Annotated in this window: 21 protein-coding genes; 15 read left to right on the top strand and 6 right to left on the bottom strand. The window is 42.8% G+C overall.

What is annotated here, in order from left to right; genetic code table 11:
* Nucleotides 1-594: 594 nt before the first annotated feature.
* Entirely contained in the window at nucleotides 595-1,476 is an 882-nt protein-coding gene (locus tag NST31_RS05990) for a LysR substrate-binding domain-containing protein (protein ID WP_339164544.1), read from the bottom strand.
* A 143-nt stretch (nucleotides 1,477-1,619) separates the two neighbouring features.
* On the opposite strand from NST31_RS05990, the gene NST31_RS05985 reads away from it, so the two are divergent.
* The 9 genes from NST31_RS05985 to NST31_RS05945 all read left to right on the top strand — a co-directional run bounded on the left by NST31_RS05985 (nucleotide 1,620) and on the right by NST31_RS05945 (nucleotide 12,604).
* Nucleotides 1,620-3,353 (top strand): thiamine pyrophosphate-requiring protein, encoded by a 1,734-nt coding sequence (locus tag NST31_RS05985; protein ID WP_339165488.1) that lies wholly within the window; start codon nucleotides 1,620-1,622, stop codon nucleotides 3,351-3,353.
* 2 nt (nucleotides 3,354-3,355) lie between these two features.
* Nucleotides 3,356-4,816, top strand: coding sequence for an aldehyde dehydrogenase family protein (locus NST31_RS05980; protein ID WP_339164543.1), 1,461 nt, complete (start codon nucleotides 3,356-3,358; stop codon nucleotides 4,814-4,816).
* A gap of 972 nt (nucleotides 4,817-5,788) precedes the next feature.
* On the top strand, nucleotides 5,789-6,838 hold the full coding sequence (locus tag NST31_RS05975) for a TRAP transporter substrate-binding protein (RefSeq protein ID WP_339164541.1): 1,050 nt from the start codon (nucleotides 5,789-5,791) through the stop codon (nucleotides 6,836-6,838).
* 168 nt (nucleotides 6,839-7,006) lie between these two features.
* Nucleotides 7,007-7,501: a TRAP transporter small permease gene (locus NST31_RS05970; RefSeq protein WP_339164540.1), complete on the top strand. Its 495-nt coding sequence runs from the start codon at nucleotides 7,007-7,009 to the stop codon at nucleotides 7,499-7,501.
* Complete coding sequence (locus NST31_RS05965; RefSeq protein WP_339164539.1) at nucleotides 7,495-8,766, top strand: TRAP transporter large permease; 1,272 nt, start codon at nucleotides 7,495-7,497, stop codon at nucleotides 8,764-8,766. The genes NST31_RS05970 and NST31_RS05965 overlap by 7 nt, the downstream gene beginning before the upstream one ends.
* A 70-nt stretch (nucleotides 8,767-8,836) precedes the next feature.
* Complete coding sequence (locus NST31_RS05960; RefSeq protein ID WP_339164538.1) at nucleotides 8,837-9,766, top strand: 2-dehydropantoate 2-reductase; 930 nt, start codon at nucleotides 8,837-8,839, stop codon at nucleotides 9,764-9,766.
* 138 nt (nucleotides 9,767-9,904) lie between these two features.
* Nucleotides 9,905-10,321, top strand: a complete 417-nt coding sequence (locus NST31_RS05955) for an acyl-CoA thioesterase (protein ID WP_339164536.1) — start codon at nucleotides 9,905-9,907, stop codon at nucleotides 10,319-10,321.
* 484 nt (nucleotides 10,322-10,805) lie between these two features.
* Nucleotides 10,806-12,032 (top strand): NAD(P)/FAD-dependent oxidoreductase, encoded by a 1,227-nt coding sequence (locus NST31_RS05950; protein ID WP_339164534.1) that lies wholly within the window; start codon nucleotides 10,806-10,808, stop codon nucleotides 12,030-12,032.
* A gap of 29 nt (nucleotides 12,033-12,061) precedes the next feature.
* Nucleotides 12,062-12,604, top strand: coding sequence for a hypothetical protein (locus NST31_RS05945; RefSeq protein WP_339164533.1), 543 nt, complete (start codon nucleotides 12,062-12,064; stop codon nucleotides 12,602-12,604).
* A 46-nt stretch (nucleotides 12,605-12,650) separates the two neighbouring features.
* Here NST31_RS05945 and NST31_RS05940 read toward each other — a convergent pair whose 3' ends face one another.
* On the bottom strand, nucleotides 12,651-13,940 hold the full coding sequence (locus NST31_RS05940) for an AMP-binding protein (RefSeq protein WP_339164531.1): 1,290 nt from the start codon (nucleotides 13,938-13,940) through the stop codon (nucleotides 12,651-12,653).
* A gap of 856 nt (nucleotides 13,941-14,796) precedes the next feature.
* On the opposite strand from NST31_RS05940, the gene NST31_RS05935 reads away from it, so the two are divergent.
* Nucleotides 14,797-14,931, top strand: a complete 135-nt coding sequence (locus tag NST31_RS05935; protein WP_339164528.1) for a hypothetical protein — start codon at nucleotides 14,797-14,799, stop codon at nucleotides 14,929-14,931.
* Between the two features lie 12 nt (nucleotides 14,932-14,943).
* Here the strand turns inward: NST31_RS05935 and NST31_RS05930 are convergent, their stop codons facing one another.
* Nucleotides 14,944-15,711: an IclR family transcriptional regulator gene (locus tag NST31_RS05930; protein WP_339164527.1), complete on the bottom strand. Its 768-nt coding sequence runs from the start codon at nucleotides 15,709-15,711 to the stop codon at nucleotides 14,944-14,946.
* A gap of 159 nt (nucleotides 15,712-15,870) precedes the next feature.
* Between NST31_RS05930 and NST31_RS05925 the strand changes: the two genes are divergently transcribed.
* From NST31_RS05925 to NST31_RS05915, 3 genes are read left to right on the top strand one after another with little or no spacing between them, the layout of a single operon-like run.
* Nucleotides 15,871-16,803, top strand: coding sequence for a fumarylacetoacetate hydrolase family protein (locus tag NST31_RS05925; RefSeq protein WP_339164525.1), 933 nt, complete (start codon nucleotides 15,871-15,873; stop codon nucleotides 16,801-16,803).
* 5 nt (nucleotides 16,804-16,808) lie between these two features.
* The gene (locus NST31_RS05920) at nucleotides 16,809-17,303 is read left to right on the top strand and encodes a DinB family protein (protein ID WP_339164523.1); all 495 of its coding nucleotides are present in this window, start codon (nucleotides 16,809-16,811) and stop codon (nucleotides 17,301-17,303) included.
* Nucleotides 17,304-17,317: 14 nt separating this feature from the next.
* Complete coding sequence (locus NST31_RS05915) at nucleotides 17,318-18,430, top strand: cupin domain-containing protein (protein WP_339164522.1); 1,113 nt, start codon at nucleotides 17,318-17,320, stop codon at nucleotides 18,428-18,430.
* 143 nt (nucleotides 18,431-18,573) lie between these two features.
* Here the strand turns inward: NST31_RS05915 and NST31_RS05910 are convergent, their stop codons facing one another.
* The gene (locus tag NST31_RS05910) at nucleotides 18,574-18,933 is read right to left on the bottom strand and encodes a hypothetical protein (protein ID WP_339164521.1); all 360 of its coding nucleotides are present in this window, start codon (nucleotides 18,931-18,933) and stop codon (nucleotides 18,574-18,576) included.
* 107 nt (nucleotides 18,934-19,040) lie between these two features.
* Between NST31_RS05910 and NST31_RS05905 the strand changes: the two genes are divergently transcribed.
* A complete protein-coding gene (locus tag NST31_RS05905) occupies nucleotides 19,041-19,655 on the top strand; it encodes an FAD-dependent monooxygenase (RefSeq protein ID WP_339164519.1) in 615 nt (204 codons plus the stop codon).
* A gap of 175 nt (nucleotides 19,656-19,830) precedes the next feature.
* On the opposite strand, the gene NST31_RS05900 is transcribed toward NST31_RS05905, so the two are convergent.
* Both NST31_RS05900 and NST31_RS05895 read right to left on the bottom strand, forming a co-directional pair.
* Nucleotides 19,831-20,589 carry an IclR family transcriptional regulator gene (locus NST31_RS05900; protein ID WP_339164517.1) on the bottom strand — a complete coding sequence of 253 codons (759 nt, stop codon included), beginning with the start codon at nucleotides 20,587-20,589 and terminating at the stop codon, nucleotides 19,831-19,833.
* Nucleotides 20,586-21,398, bottom strand: a complete 813-nt coding sequence (locus NST31_RS05895; RefSeq protein ID WP_339164515.1) for an IclR family transcriptional regulator — start codon at nucleotides 21,396-21,398, stop codon at nucleotides 20,586-20,588. Before NST31_RS05895 ends, NST31_RS05900 begins: the two co-directional genes overlap by 4 nt.
* An 844-nt stretch (nucleotides 21,399-22,242) precedes the next feature.
* On the opposite strand from NST31_RS05895, the gene NST31_RS05890 reads away from it, so the two are divergent.
* Nucleotides 22,243-22,806 (top strand): hypothetical protein, encoded by a 564-nt coding sequence (locus NST31_RS05890; protein ID WP_339164513.1) that lies wholly within the window; start codon nucleotides 22,243-22,245, stop codon nucleotides 22,804-22,806.
* The last annotated feature ends 261 nt before the right edge of the window (nucleotides 22,807-23,067 follow it).

Here is a 23,067-nt window from a genome sequence, read left to right as displayed (position 1 = left end):
AGAGGGTTCGGGTGTAGCAAAGTTGTCATTACCTTTCCGTCCCTTATCCTTATCCTCATTTCGCTATTGCTTCATTCCGGTACCGCTCCAAGGCATTGACAACCGCCACGCATTTTGTCCTCCCAAAGATTGTTGCAACCCGCGGCAATCACCATACACAAACATTGACAACCGCCACGCATTTTGTCCTCCCAAAGAAGAAAGTTTGGTTGTCCAACTCTTATGGTCAAATTGACAACCGCCAAGCATTTTCCTTCTTCCCAAAGGCGCCGTGACGTACAGGTGTATTTGTGCAACCGACAAGACAAGCAAAGTCTTGATAGCATCGTCAAGCGCTCGAAGATAAAGAGTAATTTTTTTCAGAGTATCGCTGTCTGAGCATCTTGCCAACAGCACGCTTTTGATCCGAACCTTTTTTCAGCCAGCACGCTTTTGGTATGAGCCTTTGTTCAGCGTCTTAGCAGTGGGGCTTTGAGGTTCGCTGACTCAACACTTCACTTTGATGCCCAGCTCTTGATGCTGGCGTTTCGAGGTTTTACTGGCCAACATGTTACATCGTGCGGCCATGTTCCGTGGGCTTTTTCCTACTGCTCCTTAATGCCCTTTTTGATAAAAGTCTTTTAGATGCTGTAAAAACGCTTGAATAGCTGTTGAAAAAATCATCCCTTTTCGATATATTGCGCCTATTTCCATAACCGGAACGTTGTCTGCTATTTTAACCAATTTAATAGGCAGGTCAGTGGCGTAATCTGCATAAAGCTTGGGAAGTATAGTAAAACCGTTGTTCAGAATGGACATTTTAATGAGTGAGTTTGTATCGGATAATTCAACGATCGGCTCTAATCGGAAACCGGATTTTTTACTAAATAAATCTACCTCTTGGCGGATCAAATATTGTTCAGGCAATAAAAACAGTGGGTACTCTTGCAGTTCTTGCAAATGAACTGTGTCTTTTTCGGCTAATGGGTGATGGTTGGATAATACGACATATAGCTTAGAGGAAAAAAGTGGGATGGTCTCTATTCTTGGATGATGAACCGGCAAAAAAACGATGCCTAGGTCAAATTCGGAATTCAATAGTCTTTCTACGGTTTTTTCAGTTTTAAGGTCAAAGACAGAAATCTTAATGTTGGGATATTGCTTATGAAAGGAAAGCAATGGTGAATAAATGAGATGATTTCCAGAGCTTCCTATTCGTAATTCTCCCCGGTTGAGCCCCTTCAATTCTTGAATAATCGTTTTTGCTTGATCCAATTCGAAAAACACTCTGTTCACGTGCTCCAACAGAATCCTTCCGGCTTCAGTCAATTCAACCTTTTTCCCGCTTCTATGAAATAGGACAGTGTCTAACCTGCTTTCAAGCAAGCGAATTTGCTGGCTGAGTGTGGGCTGGCTAATTCCCAGCCGTTCAGCGGCCCTTGTAAAATGGAGTTCCTCTGTAACGGCCAAGAAATAGTTCAGCAACCGCAGTTCCATGTTTTCTTCCTCCTTTTTGATAGATCATATCTATCAAAAGTATAGATGTAATCGTATTGTACTGACGTCCTAATGGAATTACAATTTAATTAACGCGATTTTCATTTTTCAAAAAATAACAGAAAGGTGTAATGGACTTGAGTATGTATACAACAAGTAGAGCATTTCTTGAGGCTTTGCAAGAAGCGGGGGTATCATACCTTTTCGCCAATTTTGGCAGTGATCACCCGGCTATGATAGAAGCATTGGCTGATGCCAAAAAAGAAGGTCGAACATTGCCGGAGGTCATCATTTGTCCACATGAAATGGTCGCGCTCAGTGCCGCCCATGGCTATGCCCAGATAACCGGAGAACCACAGGCAGTCGTTGTCCATGTTGAGTGCGGAACGCAAAACTTGGGTGCGGCTATCCATAATGCTTGGAAAGGCCGTGTTCCAGTTCTCATTTTTGCGGGGACCTCGCCTATTACGCAAGAAGGAGAGCTTTTAGGAAGCAGAAATGAATTTATTCACTGGATTCAGGATGTTCCCGATCAACGGGGCATCGTAAGAGATTACATGAAATATGATTATGAAATCAAAACGGGAACGAATATAAAACAAATCGTACATCGGGCATTGCAGATTGCCAAGACAAGTCCCCAAGGCCCGGTTTATTTAATAGGTTCACGAGAAGTAATGGAAGCGGAAACCGAACCGGTAAGCATCAATCCAAAGCAGTGGGAACCAGTGGCGCCGCGTGGTTTGGCGCCCATGGAAATACAGCCGATAATAGAAGACTTGAAAAAGGCTGCCAACCCTCTGGTGGTTACTTCGTATATTGGAAAAAACGAAAGGGCGGTCGAACAGTTAATCGCATTTTGTGAAAAAATGGCGATCCCGGTACTTGAGTCTGTTCCCAATTATATGAACTTCCCGTCTGATAACATACTCCATTGTGGTTACCAGTGGAATACGCCAGCGCAAAATACCGTTCTGGAAGAAGCGGACTTCATTCTCGTTATCGATAGTGATGTTCCTTGGATTCCCTTTAAAAACAAGCCATCAAAGAATGCTGTCATTTATTATATCGACGAGGACCCATTAAAAGAAGGTATGCCGCTATGGTACATTCCCGCAAAACGGTTTTTCGCCGCTGATGCGGAAACAGCCCTTCAGCAATTAAACGCCGCCTTGCTTACAACCGACATTCATAGGGAGCAAGTTAAAAACCGAAGACAGCGGATCAAAGCATATCATGATGCGCTGCGCGGGAAACAGGGTGCCGCGGAGAAATATCCAAAAGATGTTATTACGCCCGAATATCTGTTGGCGGCGATCCGGGAATTATGTGATGAGGACACCATCATAACCAATGAGTTAATTTCAAGTTATGAAGTATCGTATACCCATTTGCACCGGAAGAAGCCCGGTTCCATATTGGGCAGCGGGGCTGGGGGACTTGGCTGGAATGGAGGCGCGGCCATAGGAGTTAAGCTTGCAGACCCTTCCAAAACAGTGATCAACTTAATTGGTGATGGGTGCTATCTGTTTAGTGTACCTTCTTCCGTCCATTGGATTTCCCGTAAATATAAGTTGCCCTTTCTTACAGTTATTTTTAATAACAGGGGCTGGAAATCTCCCAAACTTTCCACTTTGGGTGTTCATCCTGACGGGATTGCCAAACAAATGAACGAGTTCTTCGTAGACTTTACGCCGCATGCAGATCTTTCGAAAATCGCGGAAGCAGCAGGAGGAGCCTATGCAAAAAAGGTTACAAGACCGGAAGAAGTGAAAGCAGCGTTAAAAAAGGCGCTTCAAGCAGTAAAGTCTGGCAGGTCCGCTGTTTTGGATGTCTATTTGCAAGCCATTAATAAAGAAAATGAGGAAGGAGATTGAGTATGCAAAGCTTTGAGCAGATGACCAACAGTTTTATCAATGGAGAATGGGTTGCAGGAGACAGCGGGAGAACATATCAGAATATAAATCCTTACGATGGTTCGCTGATTGCCGAAATGAACATCGCATCCAAGGAGCAGCTCCAAAACGCTTTCCAGTTTGCTGAAGAGGCCCAGAAAAGCTGGGCGCGATCTTCGGTTGAAGAACGGAAGCAAGTCATTGAAAAAGCGGTGGAATACATGAATGAACATCAGGAAGAAATTGTTCAACTCATCAGCAGGGAAACCGGTGGAACGATTTTAAAAGCAAATGTGGAACATCACCTTGCTGTGGGAGTAATGGCGGAGGCGCTCAACTATGTTCATGAAGTGGGAAAAGTCAGGGAGGTTCCCGGCGGTCCGGAAGGAAAAATCAATAAGGTTTATCGTCTGCCTCTCGGTGTCATTTCGTCCATTTCTCCGTTTAATTTCCCGGTGAATTTGTCGCTTAGAACAATCGTTCCGGCCATCGCGCTCGGAAATGCGGTTGTGCATAAGCCAGATATCCAAGTAGGCTTGGTTGGCGGTGTCATACTGGCGAAAGCATTTGAATATGCAGGCCTTTCCCCCGGCGTGTTTAACATGTTATTAACCGATATAGAAGAAATTGGAGATGAAATGATAGAAAACCCCATTCCCCGCCTGATCAGTTTTACGGGCTCTACAGCGGTAGGACGCCGTATAGGAGAAATAGCAGGAAGGAACTTAAAGAGAGTCGCCTTGGAGCTGGGCGGCAATAGTCCGTTTGTTGTTCTATCAGATGCCAATGTGAATCAGGCAGTAAAGGCAGCTATATTCGGAAAATTCATACACCAAGGGCAAATATGTATGATCATTAATCGAATCATCGTTCACAAAGATAAGTATGAGGAGTTTGTGGAAACATTTGCGGCCCGGGCGAAAGAGCTTCCATGTGGAAATCCCCAAGATCCACATACAGTTATTGGCCCGCTTATTAATGAGCAGCAATTGAAAAAAGCGGCCGGCTACGTAGAACTGGCTAAAAAAGAAGGAGCACGGACCGTTTTGGAAGGAAGCATTGAAGGCAATGTGATGACCCCTTTTATCTTTGCCGATGTAAAAAATGACAGTCATATTGCGCAGACAGAATTATTCGCTCCAATCGCTCTTGTGATAAAAGCGGAGACGGATGAAGAGGCCATAAAAATTGCTGGTGAAACGGACCGGGGTTTAAGTTCCGCCATTTTCACCAGCGATTTGGAAAAAGGAGAACGGTATGCCTTGGAACTTGATGCCGGGATGACTCATATCAATGACCAAACAGTAAACGATGCCCCCAATATTCCCTTTGGCGGCACGAAATCCAGTGGGCTTGGCCGGTTTGGAAATCCCTGGGTAGTAGAAGAATTTACTAGCGCAAAATGGGTGTCTGTACAGACGAAAGAAAGGGAATTTGCTTTTTAACAATAAAAAATTCTATTTTCATATAACAGTTTTAAACTGATCATTTCCCTAGAGGTGGGAGTAATCGTGAAGGTTTCGATCATTGGGGGAGCCGGGACTCTCGGCTCCGCAATTGTTTTTCGCTTGGGCCAAGTTCGGGAAAGGAATTATGCTTGCTGGATCTCAATGAACGAATTTTGTTACATCATTTGCTGATCTCCAAAGTGTGTGCCGATAAAGAAATGTCCTAAGGGAGAATGTAGCGATTTGGCAGGAAGTCATATGATAGTGATTATTACAAGAGTTGAACCGAAACGACGTTGTATCAAACAGGACTTTTTTAAAGGGGAATATCAAGCTCTTTGAGCAATCAATAGCGAATATCCAAAAGACGCATTGATGATAACCGCACCCAATCCCGTAGATACACTGAATTATTTTTTATAAAAACGCATTGCTTTCTCGCCTGGCAAATACGTTAAACGATTCTCACCGGCTTGAACGTTCTTTCAGGTAGGAAACGTAATACAGCCCGGTAATCGGGGAGCATGGGAGTTCTCAAGATCCTTTGTTTAGCAAAGTGCCAGTAGATTGGAAACAAACAGTCATAGCAAAAGAAGACCAAGAAAGATGAATACTTGTTTAGAGACTTCAATCATTTAGGATGGCAACTGCTTCCGGCATGGATCATAGAAGATTATCTGCTGCTTGAAGAAAAAGTCGATACGTTAGGGTCTGTTCTATTAAATGGTCCATAGCATTCATGTTGTCAGTAGTGGAGCATCTGTTACAATGAGCCGCAAGGAATAGACTTGGAATCGGAGCCATCAAGCGCTGTTGGCACAAAAAATAAAGGAATTAAGCGGGTCCATTATCTATTCATAGAATCATTTTTTTCAGATGCAATCATTTTAGTTCCATATACAGGAATAAAGCGCTCATTTGTAACCGTTATCAAAAATATAATCAAATAAAATGAGGAGGATTTTGGTTATGAGAAAAAAGCTCATTTTTATGCTGTTGCTATCTTCTATCATTTTGGTCTTTTTGGCAGGGTGCGGCCAATATTCAGCAAGCAATACTTCCAATGACAAAAAAGGGGAAAAAGGAAGTAATCAATCCTCATCTGTAAGTAAGGCCACTTACCAGTTTAAGCTTGGTCACCAGGCTCCTGAAAATTCAAATTACCAGAAATTTTCCCAGTTGTTTAAAGAAAAGCTGGAGAAAAAGACGGGTGGAAATGCAAGCGTTTCCATTTATCCCTTTAGACAATTAGGGGCGGATCGCGAATTGCTTGAGGCTATGCAATTACAAACACTTGACTTTGGCGTCATTAGCGGACCGCCGGTTTCACAATTTGCCCCGCAAGTGTCGCTAGTAGACTTGCCTTTTTTATTCAATGATTGGGAACATGTAAATCAATTTGTATTTTCTGATGCTGGAAAAGAGTTTATGGGCTTAACAGAGGATGCGAATTTAAAAATGTTGGGCGTTATGAACAGAGGATTTCGTCACGTTACGAATAATAAAGGACCTATTGAAACAATCGAAGATTTTCAAGGTCTGTCCATACGGGTGATTGAAAGTGATTTTTATACTGCTTCATACAAGGCATTGGAAGCAAACCCGCAACAAATGAACTGGGGAGATGCGTATACGGGGCTTGAACAAGGGGCAATCGATGCGCAAGAAAATACGTTGGATATCATTCATGATGAAAAAGTGGATGAAGTTCAAAAATATGTTTCCAAGACAGGCATCCATTTTGTCTTTGCTTATTTAATGGCGAGCAAGCCGATATTGGACAATCTTCCGGATAAAATACAACAGGCAGTGATGGAAGCCGCCGCCGAGGCCGGACAAGAAATTTCAAAAGAAAATGAAGCCAACGACGAAAAGTATGAGGAAATTTTAAAAGAAAAAGGCATGGAAATCAACAATTTTGATAGGAGCCAGTTTGATGGGAGATTTGATGAAGTATATGAACTTTACACAAAAAAATATGGTGACGACTTACTAAAGAAGATTCAATCTATTGAATAAAATCAACCGGAGCTGTCGGAAAAGTCATATTGCAGCTTGAAAACTAAAAAAAACAAAGCCAAGAATGCTGAAAATCAACATTCTTAGGCTTTGAATTTTAGTTGATTACTTTAAAGGGGACTTTTTAGACAGGCCCTTTATTTTGAATGATATAGGGAGTTGGCAGAGATGAAGAAAATAATGGATAAGATCAGCGAGGGGATAGATATGGTGACCAGAGCATTCATTACTTCTTTTTTGTTCATGATGACGATCGTGTTAGCCATTCATATTGCCTTGCGTTACTTTTTTCAAGGAGGCATTCTTTGGTCTGATGAATTATCTCGTTTTGCAATGATTGGCATCGTCTATCTCGGGGCAGCCTCCGCCACCCGCGACAACACTCATATGACGGTTTCCATCTTTGAAGACAGATGGCCAAGCTTGCGCCAGTGGCTCGCTCCTGTTCAAGGGGCCGTAATGATTGCTTACTCCCTTTTTCTTATTATTTTTGGAATTCAAGCACTTGAAGTTGTTGGTGCACAAAGCTCGGCGAATATCGGGATTTCAATGGGGTGGATCTATTCGGTTATTCCAATATCTGCCGTCATCATGATGATTCATATATTAGCGAAAATAGGTGCAAAACGACATGTCGCGCTAGAGGAGGATCAATCATGGTAGCCATGTTTTTTATCTTAACAGTTGTGTTCTTTTTACTCGGTGTTCCGATGGCCATTACAATCGGTTTTTCATCTATTATTTACATAATCATAGCTGATATAACACCAACCATTGTGATCCAGCGTTTATTTTCCGGGGTAGATGTGTCAGCTTTGATGGCCATTCCCTTTTTCATTCTGGCGGGAAATCTGATGCTCACCGGAGGATTGGCTCAAAGAATTTTGGATTTAGCGAATTCTATTGTAGGCAAAATGACGGGTGGTCTGGCCTTGGTAACGATACTTGGATGCATGTTTTTTGCGGCTATTTCGGGAAGCTCTATCGCAACAGCTGCGGCACTTGGCACCTTGATGATCCCGGCAATGGTCGATAAAGGGTATGACCGCGGCTTTGCCACCGCGATTGTGTCTGCGGCAAGTCCTATGGGGGTTATCATACCACCCAGTATCTCTTTAATTATTTATGGCAGTCTTTCGGGGGCCTCTATATCAGATTTATATGTAGCCGGTTTGCCGGCAGGACTGATCGTTGGCATCTCGCTGATGATCGTCGTTTATATCATTTCAAAGAAACGGGGTTATAAAGGAAGCAATGCGCCATTTACCTTTAGTCAATTTTTTAAAGCATTAAAACGTTCTCTATGGGCATTGGGCACACCACTCATATTATTGGGCGGGGTGTTTTTGGGCATTTTTACCCCGACAGAGTCCGGGGTCATAGCTGTCGTTTATGCAACGATTGTCGGTTTCTTCATTTATAAAGAATTAAAGATGAAAGATGTATGGAAAATATTTTTGGATTCCTCTAAATCTACAGCTACGATCATGTTTGTGATTGCCAATGCCGCATTATTTGCCTATGTCTTGGCTTATGAAAACATTCCAAACACAATTGTCAGCAGTTTCTTGTCATTGTCGGAAAATCCAATTGTGATTTTATTAATCATCAATGTCATTTTGCTTTTCTTTGGCGCTTTTATGGATACAATGGCGATTCTAGTTATCGTTGTTCCCATGTTCCTCCCCGTTATCCATATGCTTGGGATTGATCCAGTCATTTTTGGCATTATTGTGGTAGTCAATACAGCTATTGGAATGGCAACACCGCCGTTTGGGGCCACGCTTCTCATCTCATCGAACATAGGAAAGTCGCCGCTTATGACAGTATCCCGTCATTCTGGATGGATGTTGCTGGCTTTAATAGTCGCATTGTTGGTCATCACCTATATTCCTGTTTTGGTCATGTTCCCTATTTGGGGCTTTTGATTGAAGGCCTGCCTCCATTTTTCGGGCAGGTTTTTATCTAAAAATGAAAAATTGATAAGGAGACGGAAAAATGAATATTGCCATTGTGGGTGCTGGAGCGATGGGGTGCCGGTTTGGGGCTGCGCTGTTTGCAACCGGTTATGAGGTGATCCTTGTTGATCGTTGGCAAGCTCATGTGGAACAGATTAACAAATACGGGTTGAGCGTAGAAAATGAGGACGGAGTTCATCAAGTATATATAAAGGCAGTTGCTCCGGAATGCGTAAACACTCCTATCGATTTGATCATCGTTTTTACAAAATCAGTTGATACTGAAGACATGATGGCAAGATGCCAAGCTATCATAGACGAAGACACGAGCATCTTAACGTTGCAAAATGGCATAGGAAATTTGGAGGTATTGGCGCGCTATGTTCAAGAAGAGCAGCTGTTTGCCGGAACGACAACATATGCGGCAAATTTACAAGGGCCTGGGAGTGTTGCGGCATTTGGGTCTGGCTATAACGAAATCATGTATATGGGTGGGAAAAGGAAAAATGGCGCCAACCAGATCGTTTCCTTGTTTCAGCAAGCAGGTTTACATGCCGGTGTGTCGGAAAATGTCATAAAAAGTATATGGGAAAAAGCGGCCTTTAATGCAATCTTAAATCCTCTTTGTACGCTGACATTAAGCACGGTTGCCCATGTCGGTTCATATTCAGGCATTTCCGAAGTCATTGATGGAATGCTAAATGAAATAGATCTTGTCGCCAAAGCAGAACAGGTTGATTTTGATAAGGAAAAGGTAAAGCAAACCATATATCGTGTATGTCATCCCTCTATGTCCGGAAATCATTATTCCTCTATGTATTATGATATTCAAAATAGGCGTAAGACAGAGGTTGATTTTCTAAATGGAGCCATATGGGCAAGGGCGAAAAAACATCATATAAAAGTCCCGCACCTATCACTTCTCTATCATTTGATGAAAATCCTTGAGCAGAGCGTGTGTAGGAGCTAATGGGTAAAACGTTTTACAAACTACTAACCACATAGGTACTATGAAGATGTAAAAGGTTTATTTTACAACTTGTATGGAAAGCCCGTGTGAGTGAAAGCGCATGAATCAAACAATAAAATAGAGAAAGGATAAATGAACATGAAAAACATACATACAATCAAGGTGGCCTTTGGAGATACAGATGCAGCCGGGATCGTCTTTTATCCAAATTTTTATCGCTGGATGGATCAGGCCGCTCACGAGTTGGTCGGAGCAGCACTGATGCCTGTATCAAAGTTGCAAAAAGAGAAGAACATTATTTTGCCATTATTGGAAACTTTTTGCCAGTTTAAGTCTCCTTTATTTTTTGAGGATTTGGTAGAAGTCCATTCACAAATCATTGACATGAAAGAGAAAGTATTTAAAGTAGAACATGTATTTCAGAGGGAGAACAAGATTGTTGCCAAGGGCTATGAGGTGAGGGCTTGGACGTCGATTGAAAATAGTCAGCCGAAAGCCGTACCCATTCCAAAAGAAGCCCAAGAAGCCTTTGGATTTTTGAAACGTGAAAAATAAGCCGAAAGTTTACGTACGGCAAACCCATCCTCCCTTTGGGAATTACTCATTTTTTTGAGGTCTACTTATGTGATAACTTTTGGAAAATACTCCCCCATTTTTTGAATTGCTCGCCACCTTTGGGAGATACTTTCCACTTATTCGAATTACTTGCCGATTCGAGGTAATTCCTCACCAAGTTTTGAATTGCTCGCGACTTTTAGAGAATGCTCTCCACTTATTCGAATTACTTGCCGATTCCAGTAATTCCTCCCCATTTTTTGATTTGCTTTTTTTTTTTTTTGGAAAATACGCCCACTTTTTTGATCTGCCATCTACTTTCTATACAAGTTACAACCCTGTTTTTTAAAAAAACAGGTTTTTCCTACCTTTATTATGTTGGTTCATTCCATTTGTAAAGAGTTCCGCATACAGGAACAATCCTCTATTTTGGAAACGCTATCCCGAATATAATAGAGTCAAATAAATGAAGGGATAGAAGAATATGACAATCCATAAATATGATGTGGTTGTAGTCGGAGCAGGCCCTGTTGGACTTACCGCCGGGTTGGCGCTGCAAAAAAAAGGGATATCTTGTGTGGTGATTGAAGCCAATCCTAAAGATCATCCAAGGCCGGGAAGCCGTGCGATTTATTTGCATAGTGCCACTTTAAAGCTGCTGGAGGAAACCTGGAAAGGACTTGGCTTTGAATTGGCCAGAAACGGAGTGATTTGGCCCGTTAAGCGGACGTTGTACCGTGGGAAAGAAGTATATGTCCGGAATTACGGTAGAACGGATAATCAAGATCCGAATGCATTGCCGCATTTTACTTCACTTCATCAGCATGAAATTGAAAAGTACATGTATGAAGCGTGTGTGGAAGCAGGGGTATCATTCATTTGGGGAGAATCTGTTGAAAAATTGGATATCCAAGAGAACGGCGTTTGTATGACAACTGATTCTGGAAGCAAGTGGAAAGCGAAATACGTGATTGGCTGCGATGGTGCGCGCTCTGTAGTAAGAGAACAAGCGGGTTTGAAATTTGAAGGTCCCCGAACACATGACACTTTCCTTGTTGTTGATTTGGAGGAAGACGAGAATGATCCGCTTCCGATCGAAAGGGTATTTCATTACCAGCATCCAGCCATGGGCTATCGCAATGTGATGCATGTACCATTCAAAGGCGGCTGGCGGGTTGATTTACAGCTATTAAAAGGTGACGATGTAGAAGAGTTTACTAGTTTGGAAGGGGTAAAAAGCTGGATTCCCAAAGTGATGGACCCGAAATATGCAGATAGAATTACGTGGGTTTCGAGTTATCGTTTCCACCAAGTAGTGGCCGATTCTTTTACAGATGATCAGTGTCGAGTGCTTTTAGCCGGTGAAGCGGCTCACTTGTTTGCGCCCTTTGGTGCGCGGGGATTAAATTCGGGTGTTCCGGATGCTTTGATTGCTGTCCGCGGTATTGAAAAAGCGCTGCATGCAGGAAACGAGGAGGAAAGAAGAGCAGCCATTTTGGCGGCGGCCAATGAAAGGAGAATCGCCGCTAAATGGAACCGGGATGCATCCACAACCGCTTTACATCATCTGCAGGGAGACTCACCGGAAATGAATATGAAAAGGGAGCTGGCGGCTTCGCTTGTCTCCATTGTGCCTAGACTGGGCCGCTGGCTTGACGAAGGGCCATATGGACCGAAATTTGGACCTCCTGAATTGACAACCAAATATTAAATGTTACTGATCCAAAAGGAGGAAGAAAAATGGCTATGATGCTCAATCAAGACCAACTCGGGGTGTCGATCAATGGTCTTGCAGGCAGGTTATCAAAAATAGAGTGGTATAAAAATGCAGGTAAGCCTCATGAACAAGCTGAAGCATTATTCCGGTATTTTATGAAAAAACTACATGTAACCGATTATGCGGTCAAGTGGATATCCAAGGCGGAAGCGGCAGAGACGATCAGCAAACTGTGTTTTGAAGAAAGCCCATTATGGGAAGTACTGAGCGCGCTTCCAGATCAGTTAAAAAAGAAAGTGGATGAACAGGGGCGGGGGCAGTTGTTGGAAAAAGCGGTAGACGCATTGCCCGAATTTGTATTCCATGTTGCTTTTGAAAAAGCCTATCCCGCCTTTCAAGAAGAAAAGACCGTCCGCTTTTTGACGGGTCATGCCATGTATATCGCCGTATTGATTGCTGCTGCGGAAATAGCCGGGCAATCGGAATTGTTTTCGCCATTGTTGAAGCTGCTTGAGTATGGCCACTTTCCGCTTGGAATGGAGGGAAACGTTATATACTTGTTATAATATAAAAAGCTGTACCGGGAAATGTCCGGACAGCTTTTTGCGCTTCTCATATTGTAATTCTGTTGTTCCGTTGATCCATCACCCGTTTCGCTTTCATGGAAAAGCGGGGTAACACGCCTGGTTCAACAGCTTCTGTTTCAATGCGCAGCCCAACTCGTTCACGCAGCCCGCTTGAAAGCTTCTTTTCAACTCTGGTATCTGTTGTTTCGATTTGGACTTTGATTTGATCCATGTCCCCGCTTGTATAATAAATAATCCGAAATTCCTTGATTTCCGGATATTCCCGAACGATTGCTTCAATGGAGGATGGATAAATATTAATACCGCGAATGACAACCATATCATCGGCGCGGCCGATAATGCCGCCCGGCAAGAATCGAAAATGATTGTTACACGGGCATTTTTCCTGATGGTTGATCACGACATCTCCTGTTCTGTATCTGATAAGCGGATATCCGTAACGCCCCAAATTGGTTAATACGAGTTCGCCTTTCTCACCATGTTTCACGGGTTCACTCGTCTCCATATTCAAAATCTCGGCAATAAACTGCGATTCATTCACGTGAATGCCGTTTTGTGTCTGGCATGAATAACCGTAAGCCCCCATTTCCGTCATACCAACATGGTCGTACAACTTTGCTCCCCATGCTGTTTCAATTTGCCGGCGAATCGATGGAACAGATCCACCCGGCTCTCCCGCGGTGATAATCGTTTTAACGGACGAGTTTGGAAGATCAAGGTCCATGTCTTCGGCAACTTCGGCTAAATGAAGAGCATAGCTCGGTGTGCAAAGCAAGACAGTTGTATTATTTTCCATCATTGTCGCCAATCTTTCTTTCGAAGTTTGGCTCCCAGCGCAAATTACAAAAGCTCCCATCTTTTTCGCGGCCTCAAATCCACCCCAAAAACCGATAAACGGGCCGAAAGAAAATGCCAGGAAAACGGTATCATTTTTATTAATGCCACTTGAACGGAAAACTTCTTCCCAACATGTCTCCCACCATTCCCAGCTCTCTTTTGTGTCAAGCACTTTGAGTGGCCGTCCGGAAGTACCAGATGTTTGATGGTAGCGCGCATAGCTCTGGATGGGATATGTGTGGTTTTTCCCGTAAGGAGGAAATTGCGTTTGATCGTCTACCAATTCTTGCTTTGTCGTAAAAGGAAGCTTTGATACATCAGCCATGGAACGAAGAGGCAATGTGATTCCAGTTAATTTGCTTCGATAAAATTCATTTTCTTTTACAAGAAAAACGAGCATTTGATTGAGTTTGTGCAATTGGTAGCTTTCAAGAGTCGTATGAAATTCATAGACGGGATAAGCTGTATGACTGGCCATGATAAAATTCTCCTTTCGACCGGCATAATGAATCATTAACTTTATGTTATGGTAAGAAAGCGCTTTTAAACACTTTATAGTTCCTCTATATGGAACTTTTGCGAAATTCATCACTTCAAAATATAAACGAGAGGAGAATTTTCCTTAGATGGAGGCTTGGTTGTCGCGAATTTTTCAGTCGAAAATGTTTCCATATGTTTTTTCTATAGTGCAATCGGTACTGCAGGTGTCCTAGTGATGCGATCTTCCTTGGAATAGTTGCGTGGATTGAAAAATTGGGGTAAACAATCATTTTATTCCGCTTATTCGTAATGGCATCTCCTCGGCTTGGAATGGACTACAACAGGAACGATCTTAGCGAATGTGGGGAAGGGATGGAGAATTCTGTCAAGTTAAAAACTTGGCTCTGGGTTTCCCGGCCTTTTAGTAGACTGACGATTTTTAGAAAATTGGACATAAGCGTGTTAGGGCGCGATCGCTTGGTCTAGGAACAAAATATCCCCGGGAAGAAAAAACAAGCCATATTTGCGATTTCCATTTTACGCGCTTATTTTGCTCTGCTTATTCCAGTGCTTTTTCATTCAAAGCTGTGTTTACTGGCTGTTGATGATTTTGTCCTTCTTTTATCCGTTCACTGGGCGTTAGTGTAATCAATATGGCGCTAATGAGATTGTCTTTCCAGAGTGCTTTATGGTACAGGCATGTTTTATGGAGAGATGAGCATTGGCGGCGGGATAGATTGGCTTCGGACGGGGGCTTTTTTTCAAGCTTTCACGAAGCGCTGATTGGGCTTTTTTCGATATCGGCATTGGGGGAGGCGCACTTATCGCCGGTGCATTGGAGGGGGCGATGGAACTTGGAACGATTTACGCCGGCAGTTCCATCTCTATTTTTTACGAGTGCGTCGTCGCATGCGTGGATTGGAATAAAAAATCATCCTCTCGCGCCAACACCGGTCGCACTCTATACGGGGCTTTCTGTTTATTCCTGACCCAAAAGAAATTTAGCTCTCTTTTTGCCAGCCAAAGCATTCGGAAAGCTCAAACGCCTGTTCAATCACAAATGTGCTCATACCATTTTCATGGGAGGTGGGAATAAGCTGGGTAAAGCCAACGATCGTAATACAGCCAATCATATCATATTTGTAGTCTAGTACTGGAACGCTGAAAGAGGATATCTGCTTTACGAGTGGTTCAGCCGCATATGAAAAATAATGCTGTTTGATGTTGGGCAGTTCTTCTTCAAGCTGTTGTTTCGACTCAAAGGGCATGTACTCCAGCCCTTTCCGTTTCCATTCTTTGACGGCGGCTTCATCTTTAAAAGCCAAATAGGCTTTCCCGGCCGATGAAAGAACGGGCAGCCGAGTCCCAATTTGCGCACCGATATTCAGTCCCGGTTGACTGTTCCAAATATTGGCGATGACAGGGCCATCATGTGTCCAAACGGATAATAATGCGGTAAGTTGCAACTCCCGGCTGATTTTTTTTAAATAGGGGGTCGCCTTCTGGATTAAATCCACACTTCCAATTGCGGCATTTCCAAATTCGATTAATTTACTTCCAAGATGGTATGTTCCCTGGTCTTTGTCGCGATGCAGCAATCCTGTAATCGTTAATGTGTTTAAATATTTATGCAAGTTGCTTTTTGTGATGCCTGTCAGCTCCTGAATCTCGGAAAACTTTAGGGGCCGGTCTTCGCTTACAAATAATTCCAGTATGCCAATCCCTGTTTGCAGTGACTGTATAACAGGGAGTGTTTTCTTTTTTTCCACCCCAAAAACACTCCTTTTAACATTTGAAATTATCATGTCATAATTTTATTCATCTGTCCAACTGTTGTTTTTTTCAATATTGACATCTGAAAGCGGATACGATACATTTTAATAAAGAGAACAATGTTAACTATAAGTGAATTAAGGGGAGAGGATAAAATGAAGCTGGTCACTTTTACACACAACGGTTTTACAAGAATCGGCGCGGTTGAAGGGGCACAAGTCATTGATCTGAATGCGGCGTTTCAAGCGAAGTTGCAAGCAGAAGGAAAAATCAGGGCTGAAAAAATTGCAGAAGCCTATATTCCGACTGATATGGAAGGTTTTCTGCAAGGAGGAGAAGAAAGTCTTGCATTTGCAAAAGAGTCTGTTCAATATGCTTTGAACAATGAAAGCGCTGTGCAGCTTGTTTTCGGAAAAGGAGATGTAAAAGTAGAGGCTCCTGTAACCAATCCTGGAAAAATGATTTGTGTTGGCCACAACTACCGGGAACACATTTTGGAAATGGGACGTGAATTACCGACACATCCGGTTGTTTTCGCGAAATTTGCCAATACGATTGTCGGACCGGAAGATCATATTCCCTTTTTTCCAATCTCTGAACAGCTTGACTATGAAGCTGAATTTGCCTTTGTCGTAGGAAAGCGTGCAAAAAATGTCTCTCAAGAAGAGGCGCTTGCATATGTTGCGGGTTATACCATTGTCAACGATGTCACATACCGTGACATTCAGCGGCGGACGATTGAATGGCTTCAAGGAAAAGTTGTAGACGGTTCTGCGCCGATGGGGCCTTGGCTTGTTACATCCGATGAGTTGGCCGACCCTTTTGGACTTGACATTTCCTTAACGGTTAATGGAGAAGAAAGACAACGCTCTAATACTGCGAATCTCGTATTTACTGTTCAGCGTCTCATAGAGTTTTTATCTGAATTAATGACGCTTGAACCGGGAGATGTCATTTTGACTGGTACACCGGGAGGAGTAGGTGTGGCGAGAGAACCCCAAGCGTTTTTGAAAGATGGAGATGTCGTTCGTATCGAAGTCGATAAAGTAGGAGTTCTTGAGAACAAAGTAAAAAGAGTGGAGGGATAATGGGCATGCCCGGAAAAATCCAACAACAAGCCATTCGTGATGTGGAGAAAGCAATCCATGAGATGGTGAATACGGTAAAAAATCTTTCTGAAGATACGATCCGTTGGAAGCCATCAGCCGAAGAATGGTCGATTATGCAAGTGATCGCACATGTAGCTGAAGCGATTCCTTTCTGGCTGGGAGAAATTCGTCAAATTATTCAAAGCCCCAAAAATGTGTGGGGAAGAGACCATACAAATAAGATTCGTTTAGAAGCTGTAGACGAAGCGGCGGTGGATCAGTTGGCAGTTGAAAACGTCATCAAAGATCTAGAGAACATTCCGGCTCAAACAGAGGAAACGTTAAGTAAATTGACGGATGAACAGCTTCAATTGATCGCGCCAAGCCGCAATCCGAACTTTGACCGAAAACCGGTCCAATTTATTATTGACAAATTGATCGTCGGGCATATCCAAGGTCATAATGGACAAATTCAACGCAATTTGTCCAAATTACAATAAAGGGGAGAAGAAAAATGGCTGAAAAAAGTTCGTTTTTTGAAAGCAGTTTAGTCCAGGATTTTAATAAAGACATTGAGCAATATCACCTTGGACCGCTATGGAACGCAATCCCTGATCTGATGAAGCATACTCCCGAACCGCATGCGCAACCATATCTTTGGAAGTATGACCTGCTCCATAAAAAACTAATGGAGGCAACCGAGATTTTTACACCGGACCGAGGCGGCGAACGGCGTGCGATCTATTTGCAAAACCCTGGATTGAATTACCGCAAGCCTTGGGGATGGGCATCCACGACGCAAACCCTGTATGCGGCAGTTCAATTGATTTTGCCTGGTGAAGAAGCACCATCCCACCGTCATGTGCAAAATGCTTTAAGATTTGTCATGGAAGGAGAAGGAGCCTACTCCATCGTTCAAGGAGAGCGCCTGTTCATGGAACGGGGCGACTTTTTAACAACACCAAACGGACTTTGGCACGGGCATGGACACCCTGGTGACAAACCGATGATTTGGATGGACTGCCTCGATATTCCAACCATCTACTATCTTGGCGGAACATTTTTTGAGCCTTATCCGGAAAAACTGGAGAAGCCTTCTTTGCCGGATAACTATTCCCAACAGCGGTATGAAGGTGGAATGGTCCGTCCGATTGGGGATCGCTATGAGAAAAAAGCGCCGCTCGGAAATTTTAAATGGAAGCATACCGAAGCTGCGCTCCAAGGTTTAAGCAGATTCGAGCCAGATCCATTTGACGGCTATGCTGTCGAGTATATCAATCCTTCCAACGGAAAAACAGCTTGTCCGACCATTGCAGCCTGGATGCAAAAGTTGCCGAAAGGATTCCATTCACAGGCACATCGCCATACTCATGCGTCCATTTATCATGTTCATGAAGGTGCTGGTTATACGATTATAAACGGTGTCCGTTTTGACTGGGAAAAAGGCGACTACTTCGTTGTGCCAAACTGGGCGTGGCATGAACACGTAGCAGAGAAAGACGCGTACCTCTTCCAAACAAACGACTTGCCTATCCTGGAGAAATTCGGCCTCGAAAGAAAGCAGGAGCTTGATATGAATAATGGCCATCAGGAAGTGAAATCAGAATTTAAACCTGTCATCGTGTAAAAATAAATGAAAGTCCATTTCCGAGAAACATCTTTGGAAATGGATTTTTTTGAGTGGGAAAAAACGGTGTATATATAATAGAAGGAACTCGACTTTGTTAGATTGGATTCATTCTTGAGGTGATGTGAGCAAAGGAGATAGATTTATATAATCTGGCGCAGTTTGGCAATATCAGCCTCTTGATCAATCGAGCGCCGTGAAAGCAAGTCCAGTGTGCGTTCGTGTTTTTCTTGGGTTTCTTCCATTCGTTTGACTGCCTCTGATATTTCCATGACAGCCATTTTGATGTGGGGAATGTCGGCAACATCGGCAATATCTTCTTTTGTCACCATCGTTTGTTTGATGGTTGATATCTCCTCTTTCATCACTTGTTGTTCTGCTTCTAAATGAGACACTCTCGCTTCCATTTTCGACATTCTTGTTTCCACTATGTCAAAACGGCTGTTCATGTTAGATTGTAGATCTTGAATCTTGTCAAGAATTTGCACCATTAGTTTTTCCATTATTTCACCTCATTTCTGTTCCAGTGGTAATACAGCTATTATAGCATCAAACGGTGTGTTTTTTATACCGTGGCACGATCCCCATCGGGGAAATTTCGGATGCTAACATGGAAGACGTTGTTATGTGGATCGGGCCTAACTTGCACCTTGTACAATATCCTGTTCGCCGGGGAGAGTTGTTCAATCAAGTTGTTGTTTTTAAGTCATACAACTACAAACCGAACTCTGGTGATTGGGGGACGCCGGAGGAGATGGACCGCCGTTTTGCAGGTGGGCATCCCCTGGTTGAAAAGGCGATTTCGTTTATTGACCGCCAAATTCGTTGGCCCATGTATGATCGCCTGCCATTGGAAAATTGGACGAAGGGAAATATTACCCTCCTTGGTGATGCTGCCCATCCCATGCTTCAATATTTGGCTCAAGGCGGGTGCCAGGCATTGGAAGACGCTTTGGTGCTTGCGGACAGCTTGCTCCGTCAAGGTGACTACTCGTCCGCTTTTCAAATATATCAAAAAGAACGCATATCGCGGACAGCCAGCGTTCAAGCGAACGCCAGGCTATGGGAAAGGTTTTTGCATGCGGAAGATCCCCTGATTCTCATCATGCGGGACAAACTATTCCAGTCCCACACATCACGAAACTATCAAGCTACTGATTTTTTATACGGATATCATAAAAGAAGATGGAGCGAAACTCCCATCAGCGTTCATGTTGATCGTTAGTTGGTCCAATCGGGCTGATACCGGGAGTTAATTCCCGACTTATCAATCTCGTTTTTCCTCGAACTCTTGAAATCCGAGTCTTATAGGCAGCTGATCCCCAAATCTCGATTTAGTGGGAGCTTACTGCCAGTTAAAGCGGGAAAACTTAAGCCGCACGGTTTAAAGGGGCGCGGCTTTAATAGTGTCCGAGATGCCGAGATATTTTTTGGGCCGCATTTTGGATTTCTTTTATAAACATGTCTTGTTTTTTCTCTGTAATGCGGCTGGAATGTCCGATCACTGAAAGGGAAGACACGACCGTGCCTGTATAATCCCGGATAGGGGCTGCGATGCTTGTATAGTTCTCATAATAAGTATCTTTCATAATACAATAATCGTTTTTTTGAATATCGGCTATGAGGGCACGAAGATCGTTTGGATCGGTAATCGTGTAGGGTGTATAAGGATATAACTCGGAAACCAGAAGCTTTTGTGTTGTTCTCTTGTCCTGAAAGGCTAAAATACAAAGTCCTTCACTTGTACAGTGAATGGGATTTTTGCGGCCGATTTGTGTTAACAGTCGATCTGGATGACGGCTTTCCACCCGGAATAAATAGACGACATCCATATTCTCCAGCAAACAAATATGAGCCGACTCATCCAATGTTTCAGACAGCTTTTTCACGATGGGAAGAGCTTCCTTATATAATTCGCGGTGGCTGAAAATGACACCGCCGAGACGTAGAATAGCCAGCCCGAGACGGTAATGGTTGGTTCGCGGATTTTTTGACAGAAAGCCTTCCTTGACCAAGGTGGCAATCATTCGATGTGTACTGCTTTTTGGCAGGTTTGTATGCCTGACAATATCCGTAAAGCTTAGCTCTTGTCTTTTGGGCGTAAAAAGTCGAAGGATCCGTAAAGCATTTGTAACAGATGAGAGAGTTGATCCGCTCATTTTATATCACTTCTTTTTCTCCATATAATCATCTCAGTTAATTTACCGGACGCTTTTTGCAGAAGGGTTACATATCTATTTTTTATCCTGTCTGATGAAACTCTTTGTGTTAATGCTGTAATGCTGAGGGAAGCCATAACTTGTTTCTTATCATTATAAACTGGCACGCCGATTCCGGTAATGCCGTCCCGATATTCTTGTTCAGATATGACAAAGCCGTTCTTTTGGACGTCTTTTAGTTTTTGGAAGAAAGCGTCCGGAGATGTGATTGTATTTACGGCATAAGTCCGCAATTGGCGTGAAGCGCGCGCCGCCGTCTTTGGATGAAAGGCGAGGATTGCCTGGCCGGCACTTGTGCAAAAAGCGGGCTTCCGATTTCCCAAATGGATGTAATCAACAGACGAGTAAACTCCATCAATCGTTTGCAAGTACACGACATCGAGCCCCTCCAATATCGCCAAATGGGCATTTTCCCCGATTGTTTCCACAAGCATATTTAAAATCGGAACCGCTTCATTGGCTATTGGAATTTGTGAGTTGACAATTTGAACGAGTGACAAGATGGAAGATCCCAGGCTGTAAAGGTTTGTATGCGGGTCTTTATACACAAAGCCTTCCGAAGCGAGTGACGATAAAAGGCGGTGGGATGTGCTTTTTGCTACTTGAAGCTTCCTCGAAACATCGGTGACGCTCATTTCCGGCTCGTCCATGGAAAAAAGCTTCAAAACATGCAATGCGTTCTCGAGGGAAGTTCTTTTCTGTTCCTCCGGCATTTCTTCACCTTTTTTCGAAAATTTTCTTATATTCATTTTAATGCCAGGCATTCGATCGGTCAAACCAAGTTCTAACGGAAATACATATGTTCAGTACGATTGTAAAATGAACAAGTTATATGTTTTCTTTTTTCTTGTGAACTGTCACTTTAGGAGTATCCCGTACATGTAAGCTCTTTACAATTTAAATCAAATCTTGCGTGTTGCATAGGAAAGTTCTTGTTGACAATGTTCGTAAAATACTCCATTTTAAAAATGAGTGAGTAGCTTACTTAATAGCAAAGGAAAGAGGGAATGTTGGAATAAAAAATGACTATCCGGCAAGAAACCATTCTACGAAAGTAAAGGGGAGCTTGTTTTTAACAATCAATTACAACTTTAGGGAAAACACATGCTTGATAAGAACAATATATATGCCTCTATGTTAACGGAACATGCTCGTAAAACTGATAATGTTCTCGAAAACACCAATCTTTGGAATCCCAATAAATGTTGATTAATTCCCATCTTCATGAAATTAGAAGAAATAACTGTGGATGGCGGATATAAGCCCGTTTAGATATGTATTAACTTTATAGAACAAATTGTTGAATAGCGTGATGGCAGAACTTTCTATGACATATTCAAGATGAGCGTTACTGTAGTTGCGAATACATGATTGCGATTTTATAAAACATCTTGCTCTTGGTACAAAAGTTGATGGCAGAACTGACAAGTTTTTCGCTTGTAATTTAAATTCTGCTCATATGATTGAAATGATAATATTACAGTGTTTTCATTCCAGTATTAACTACGCTGCTTATGTTGGTCAGCAATCTATGGAAAAGTGGCGTTTCAATAAAATCGGCTTCATATCTAAAAGAAGAAGGGAACATGTCTTTTGAGTTTAAAACATGAGAAACATATAAGGACAGAAACAGCTGCCAAAACTTATTTGACTAAAGGATGGGGCTATGTTGCAGCTTTTGCGCTGTTGCCGTATGCGATTTTAAAATCGCTTTGGGCATGGGGATCAACCGTAGGGCTTACAACAAAACAAGCTGCGCAAGATGTCGCGGCGTTTGGTGATACATTAAAGGAAGGACCTGCTTTTCTATATACGTTATATACCATCGGAATAGATTTCACAGCTGTTTTGGCGATACTGGCATCTTTATTTGCTTTGGCTTTCGTGACTTCCTGGGGAGAGAAACTGCCAAAATGGTTATTAATCATACCAGGATGGTCAATTGGGGTGTTGACTGTTCTTATCAGTTTCATGACAACTCTTCAATTTTTCGGAGTGCTTCCAAAAGGATACGCCGAAGGGCTAGCCATTTGGGTATATGTGGTGACGTACGGGGGATTGTTCGTATGGGGAGTAACTGTATTTATTGCGACTCTGTCGTTCCAGCATCGGATTAAAAACAAACAGTTTCCCAAAAGAGGTACTTATACATCATAATCTACCTTTGAGTGTTTATCTTGAAAATATTGCAATGTTGGTGTTACGGCACAATTTTCAACAATCGGGCGGGATTGGGGCATAATGATTGGATTTTTTGTTACTTCGATGAGTTCTATTTCGTAATTCGCCAACAAATTTTTTTAGCTTCAACATAAACAACGTTTATGATCATTACATAAATAATGCAGAAACCCAGCTATTTTCACTGTAATGAAGTGCCACCTCATTGTCTAACATTGAGGTGCGGTTCATTATTAT

This window comes from Siminovitchia sp. FSL W7-1587 (assembly GCF_037963795.1).
Taxonomy (GTDB): Bacteria; Bacillota; Bacilli; order Bacillales; family Bacillaceae_C; genus Siminovitchia; species Siminovitchia thermophila.
The sequence above is the reverse complement of the archived record's forward strand: the minus strand, read 5'-3'. Positions and strand labels throughout refer to the sequence as shown.